At 76.1% G+C, this 5,823-nt stretch carries 7 protein-coding genes; 3 read left to right on the plus strand and 4 right to left on the minus strand.

The features are described 5' to 3' along the window. Positions 1-967 (minus strand): hypothetical protein (locus tag VGL20_17040; protein ID HEY2705391.1); only part of this gene is annotated, 967 nt, incomplete at its 3' end. 101 nt (positions 968-1,068) lie between these two features. Here VGL20_17040 and aat point away from each other — a divergent pair. Then, positions 1,069-1,764 carry a leucyl/phenylalanyl-tRNA--protein transferase gene (gene aat / locus VGL20_17045; GenBank protein HEY2705392.1) on the plus strand — a complete coding sequence of 232 codons (696 nt, stop codon included), beginning with the start codon at positions 1,069-1,071 and terminating at the stop codon, positions 1,762-1,764. 6 nt (positions 1,765-1,770) lie between these two features. On the opposite strand, the gene VGL20_17050 is transcribed toward aat, so the two are convergent. Further along, entirely contained in the window at positions 1,771-2,532 is a 762-nt protein-coding gene (locus VGL20_17050; GenBank protein ID HEY2705393.1) for a sulfite exporter TauE/SafE family protein, read from the minus strand. A 46-nt stretch (positions 2,533-2,578) separates the two neighbouring features. Here VGL20_17050 and VGL20_17055 point away from each other — a divergent pair, with 46 nt between their 5' ends. Further along, positions 2,579-2,767, plus strand: a complete 189-nt coding sequence (locus tag VGL20_17055) for a hypothetical protein (protein ID HEY2705394.1) — start codon at positions 2,579-2,581, stop codon at positions 2,765-2,767. Further along, entirely contained in the window at positions 2,764-3,636 is an 873-nt protein-coding gene (locus VGL20_17060; protein HEY2705395.1) for a 5'-3' exonuclease H3TH domain-containing protein, read from the plus strand. The genes VGL20_17055 and VGL20_17060 overlap by 4 nt, the downstream gene beginning before the upstream one ends. On the opposite strand, the gene VGL20_17065 is transcribed toward VGL20_17060, so the two are convergent. After that, the gene (locus VGL20_17065; GenBank protein HEY2705396.1) at positions 3,633-4,511 is read right to left on the minus strand and encodes an LLM class F420-dependent oxidoreductase; all 879 of its coding nucleotides are present in this window, start codon (positions 4,509-4,511) and stop codon (positions 3,633-3,635) included. The genes VGL20_17060 and VGL20_17065 overlap by 4 nt on opposite strands. Before the next feature lie 51 nt (positions 4,512-4,562). Further along, positions 4,563-5,823, minus strand: a 1,261-nt coding sequence (locus VGL20_17070) for a radical SAM protein (protein HEY2705397.1), incomplete at its 5' end; no start/stop codon positions are given.

The raw sequence follows: 5,823 nt of genomic DNA on the forward strand, positions 1-5,823 counted from the left end.
AGACGGTGCGGTGGCGCAGCGCCATGGTCCCGCCGACCAGCAGGAGCAGTGCCGACGCCACCGCCACCGCGGCCACCGCCCGGCGCCGGTCGCGACGTCCGTCCGCGGCGGCGCCGCCGGCCGCGGGCGCGCCGCCGAGCAGGCGCGGCGGCGGGAACAGGAACTCGAGCGGGCGCACCGCGGCGGCCAGCTGCTCCCGGCCGCGCCGCTCCCAGCCCGCCCCCAGGGCACCGCCGGCGGTGGCGGCGAGCTCGAGGAGGAGCAGCCGGGCCTCGGCGCAGCGCTGGTGCGGGTCCTTGTCGAGGCCGTGGCGGACCAGCCCGCGGAGCGCCTCGGGCACCCGCTCGACCGGGATGGGCGCGCCCAGGTGGCGGTCGCGGAGCTCGCCGGTGTCGGCGTCGCCGCCGAAGGGGGGACCGCCGCCGAGGCACTCGACGAGCAGGGCGGTGGCCGCGTACACGTCGGAGGCGGGGGTGGCCGGGCCTCCCTGCCACACCTCGGGGGCGAGGTAGGGGGCGGTCGCCACGGTGGTGAGGCCCACCTGGAGCAGCCGCGCCTCGCCACGGCGGGTGAGCACCACCGTCTCCGGGCGCTGGTCGCCGCGGGGCAGTCCGGCGTCGTTGGCGGCGGCGGCGGCGAGCAGCGAGTCGCGGAGCACCACCAGCGCCGCCTCGACGGGGAGCAGCCCGGTGGCGTCGAGCAGCGCCCGCAGCGACACCCCGTCGACCAGCTCGCCGATGATCAGCACCCCCTCCTCGGTCTCCGCCCAGTCGACCAGGGCGGCGAGGTTGCGGTTGCGCAGGCCGCGCAGCGGTCCGAGGCGCTCGAGGAGCGACGGATCGACGGGGTGGGGGAGGAGCACCACCGCCACCGCTGCTCCGCCGCGCGGGGGCCGGGCCACCGTCACCGGGCCTGATGGCCCGTCGTCGATGACCCCGAGCACGGTGTATCCCGCCGGCAGAATCACGGCTCGAATCATCGCCGATGGGCTGGCCGGTATGGCGCGCAGCACCGCGGGGAGGCTCGAGCTGCCCCGGCCGGGGCGGCGCCGACGCAGACTGGTGCCTCATGCCGGTCGAGCCCATGCCATCGCGGTGGAACTTCCCCGATCCCTCCCACGCCGGCGAGGGCGAGGTGGTCGGGCTCGGCGGCGACCTCGAGCCCGGGACCATCCTCGCCGCCTACCGCCACGGCATCTTCCCGATGCCGCTGCGGCCGCGGAAGCTGGCCTGGTGGTCGCCGCAGCCGCGGGCGGTGCTGCCCCTCGACGGGGTCCACGCCAGCCGCCGGCTGCGGCGCTCGGCGCGGCGGTTCGAGGTGCGGGTGGACAGCGCCTTCGAGCAGGTGGTCGAGGCCTGCGCCGACCCACGGCGCCCCGGCGCCTGGATCGACCCCGACATCCGGATGGCCTACGTCCGCCTCCACCGGCTCGGCTGGGCCCACTCGGTCGAGGCGTGGTCGACCCGCACCGGCGAGCTCGAGGGCGGCCTCTACGGGATCGCCATCGGCGGCCTCTTCGCCGGGGAGTCGATGTTCCACCGGGCCACCGACGCCTCCAAGGTGGCGCTCCTCCACCTCGTCGACCTGCTCGTCGCCGGTGAGGGCGGCCCCGAGGCGGCGGCGCAGGCCGGACGGCTGCTCGACGTCCAGTGGCGCACCGACCACCTCGCCAGCCTGGGGGCGGTGGAGGTCGACCGCGAGCGCTACGGCGAGCTGCTCCGCCGCGCGCTCAGCCTGCCCCCTCCCCCCGCCTTCGCGTCCTGAGCGCGGTCAGAGCAGCAGGCGGATCGCGACCGCGACCCCGAAGCCGATCACCAGCGCCCGGAGCAGGCGGTCGGGGAGGCGGCGGGCCACCGTCACCCCCAGCCGGCCGCCCACCAGGCTGGCCACCGCCATGATCGTCACCGCCTCCCAGGCCACCCTCCCCGCCACCACGAAGCAGATCGCGGCGACCAGGTTGATGACCAGCGACAGCAGCCCCTTGAGCGCGTTGAGCCGCTGGAGGCCGTCCTCGACGAAGATCCCGAGGACGGCGAGCATCAGGACGCCGAGGCCGGCGCCGAAGTAGGCACCGTAGACACCGCCGACCAGCTGGACGCCGAGCAGCAGCGGCGAGGCATCGCCGCGGGCGGCCCCGCTGCGGGTGCGCAGCCACCCCCCGATCGCCGGCTGGGCGGCGAGCACGGCGCACGAGAAGAGGATCAGCCACGGCACCAGCCGGGAGAACACCGCCTCGGGGCCGGCGAGCAGCAGCACCGAGCCGAGCCCGGCGCCCACGATGCTCACCGCCACCAGCCGCCCCGCCCGGGCCGCCTGCCCGGTCAGCTCGGGGCGGTAGCCGAAAGTGCCGCCGGCGTAGCCGGGGAGGAGGGCGACGGCGTTGGTCACGTTGGCCACCACCGGCGAGTACCCGGCCCAGAGCAGCGCCGGGAAGGAGATCAGCGAGCCGCCCCCGGCGACCGCGTTCACCGCTCCGGCCACGAACGCGGCGCCGGCGAGGACGGCGGCGGTGGTGGCGTCGAGGTGGGGCATCCGCGGCAGTCTGCGCGCCGGGGCCGCCGGGGCGGATGATCCCGGGGTGCCGAACCCCTCTCCCGGCCTCTGCGCGGGCTGCCGCCACGGCCGCACCGTGCGCGGCGCGCGCTCGCTCTTCTGGCGGTGCGCCCGCGCCGACACCGAGCCCGAGTTCCCCCGCTATCCGTCCCTGCCGGTGCTCGCGTGCCGCGGCTTCGAGGCCGCCGCCGCCCAGCCGGAGGTGGCGCCGTGAGCCCGGCCGCGCCCCGCCTGCTGGTCGACACCTCCAGCCTCCTCTACCGTGCCTTCTTCGCCCTGCCCAAGACCATCCGCGACCCCCAGGGTCAGTCGGTCAACGCGGTGCGCGGCTACCTCGACATGTCCAGCCTGGTGATCACCGCCCGGCGCCCCGGGTCGGTGGTGCACGTGGTCGACGACGACTGGCGGCCGGCGCCGCGGGTGGCCGCCTACGCCGGGTACAAGTCGGCCCGCGCCGACGACCCGCCCGAGCTCGCCGGCCAGCAGGACCTGCTCCTCGAGGTGCTCGCCGCCGCCGGCTGCCAGGTGGCGTGGGCCGCGGGCTGGGAGGCCGACGACGCCATCGCCACCCTGGCGGAGGCGGCCACCGCGGAGCGGCCGGACGAGGTGCTGACCGGCGACCGCGACCTGCTCCAGCTGGTCCGCGACCCCGCCGTCCGGGTGCTCTACACCAAGCAGGGGGTGACCCGCCTCGCGGTCTTCGACGACGCCGCGGTGCGGGAGGCGTACGGCGTCCCCGCCCGCCTCTACGCCGAGCTGGCGATGCTCCGGGGCGACCCCTCCGACGGCCTCCCCGGGGTGGCCGGCATCGGCCCCAAGGGGGCGGCGCGGCTGCTCGCCGAGCACGGCTCGCTCGACGCCGTGCTCGGGGCGGCCGCCACCCTGACGCCGCGGCTGCGCGCCGCCCTCGAGGGCGCCGGCGAGTACCTCGAGGCGATGCGCGCGGTGGTGCCGGTGCGCCGCGACCTGGCCTGCGAGGTCACCCCCGCCGGCACCCCCGATCCCGAGCGGCTGGGTGTGCTCGGCGAGCGCCACGCCATCGAGAGTCCGGTGACCCGGATGCTGGCGGCGCTGTCGCTCTAGACCGCCGTGGCCGGCTGATACCGCTGCCAGGCCCGGGCGAGGCCGGCGAGCCGCTCGGCGTGCTCCTCGGGGGCGAGGCCGGTGCCCATGGTGTTGACCGAGACGTGGGTGGCACCGAGCTGCTCCCAGTCGCGCACCCGGGCGAGGGTCTCCTCGGGGTCGTCGCGCAGGGTGACCCGCCCGGCGATGCCGAAGGCGTCGGGGTCGCGTCCCGCCTCGGCGACCAGGCCGCGGACCATGTCGATCTGCTCGGCGGCGGACGTCACGCCCACGTTGAGCATGAACCCGTCGGCGATCCGGGCGGCGCGGCGCACCGCCGCCTCCGCGGATCCGCCGATCCACACCGGGATCGAGCCGCGCGGCGGCCGCGGGTTGATGCCGGCGCCGGTGACGTGGTGGAAGCGGCCGTGGAAGGTGACCAGGTCCTGTGACCAGAGCAGGCGCAGCACCTCGATCTGCTCCTCGACCCGCTTCCCGCGGGTGCGGAAATCCTCGCCGAGCGCCTCGAACTCGACCGCGTTCCAGCCGATGCCGACGCCGAGGCGCAGCCGGCTGCCGCTGAGCAGGTCGATCTCGGCGGCCTGCTTCGCCACCAGCGCGGTCTGCCGCTGGGGGAGGACCAGCACCTCGGTGACCAGCTCGATCCGCTCGGTGATGGCGGCGAGGTGGCCGAGGAGGACGAACACCTCGTGGAAGGGGGTCTGATACGTGTAGGGGCCGCCGAGCGCGGCGGCGCGGTCGGGATCGGCGCCGAGCACGTGGTCGTAGACACTCACGAAGTCGTAGCCGGCGGTCTCGACGGCGGCGGCGTAGGCGCGGATCACGGTGGGATCGTTGCCGATCTCGGTCTGCGGGAAGACGACCCCGAGCTGCACGAGATCCAGTGGAGCACCCGTGTCACCGAGTCCGCAAGCGAGCCGAACGCCTCAGACCGCGCCGAGCTGACGCTCGGTGGGCTCGGCGCAGCAGAACCAGGCCTCGCTGAGCCGGGGCCGCCCGGTGTCGACCGCCGCCGGCGCCGCCGCGCTCCACCCCATGCCCGCCGCCGCCGCCGCCGCGGCGGCGAGGTCGCGCACCCCGGCGTGGATGTCCGCGGGGGCGATCCCGGCGTCGGCGGCGGCGCCCACCAGGGCGGCGACCTCGCGCTGCAGCAGGTCCATGGCGGGGTCCGGATGCCGCCAGAGATGGCTGAAACCCGCGGGGTCGTAGCCGTCGAGGTGGGGGCGCATCTCGGGATGGTCGAGGAGCAGCGAGCCGTCGGGGAGCAGCAGCCGGATGCTGAGGTGGACCGGGTCGACGTTCTCCACCAGGTCGCAGCCGGCGACGAAGTCGAGCAGCTCGAGGTAGTCGTGCAGCGTGCTCCAGGGGGTGAACGGGAGCAGCGACGGCCGCATCTCGATGCCGCGGGCCCGGAGCAGCGCCACCGCCCGGTAGGCGTCGCCGGCGGTGTGCCCCTTGTCGAGCACCTCGAGCACCCGGGCGCTCATCGACTCCACCGCCGACACCACGAAGAGCAGCCCCAGTGAGGCCAGCTCCGCCCAGACGCCGGGGTTCTCGAGGATGTGCTCGACCTTGGCGGTGACGTCGAAGGTGAGGTCGGGGAAGGCGGCGTGCACCGCCCGCGCGGTGGCCATCGCGTGGGGCACGGCGTTGAGGAAGTCGGGGTCGCCGAAGGTCAGGTGGCGTGCGCCCATGGCGTGGAGCTGGGCCACGTCGTCGAGCAGCGCGTCGCGGCCCACCACCCGGATGCGGCCGCCGTACACCACCGGCACCGGGCAGTGGCGGCAGCGGTGGACGCAGCCGCGGGTGGCGTCCACGGCGGCGGCGAGCCGCTCCTCACCGCCGACCAGCAACCGTGCGTAGCGGTCGAGCGGGGGCAGCAGGTCGCGGGCCGGGGTCGGGAAGGTGAGCCGGTCGAGGATCACGTCGCGGCCGCTGGGCTCGCCGCCGGCGATGCGCACCAGCTCCTCCTCGTACTCGCCGCCGACGGCGTGGTCGACCACGCCCTCACCGTGCACCCGCGCGCACAGCGGCGCGTAGAGGCCGTAGACGGCCAGAACAACGGAGGCTCCGCGGCGCTGGCGCACCCGCTCGACGACGCCGGTCGCCAGCCGCATCGCGGTGTGCATGGGGACGGCGATGCCGACCATCTCGGCCCAGTCCACCGCGGCCTCGTCGAGGCGCTCG

It is taken from the genome of Candidatus Dormiibacterota bacterium (genome assembly GCA_036495095.1).
GTDB lineage: Bacteria > Chloroflexota > Dormibacteria > Aeolococcales > Aeolococcaceae > CF-96.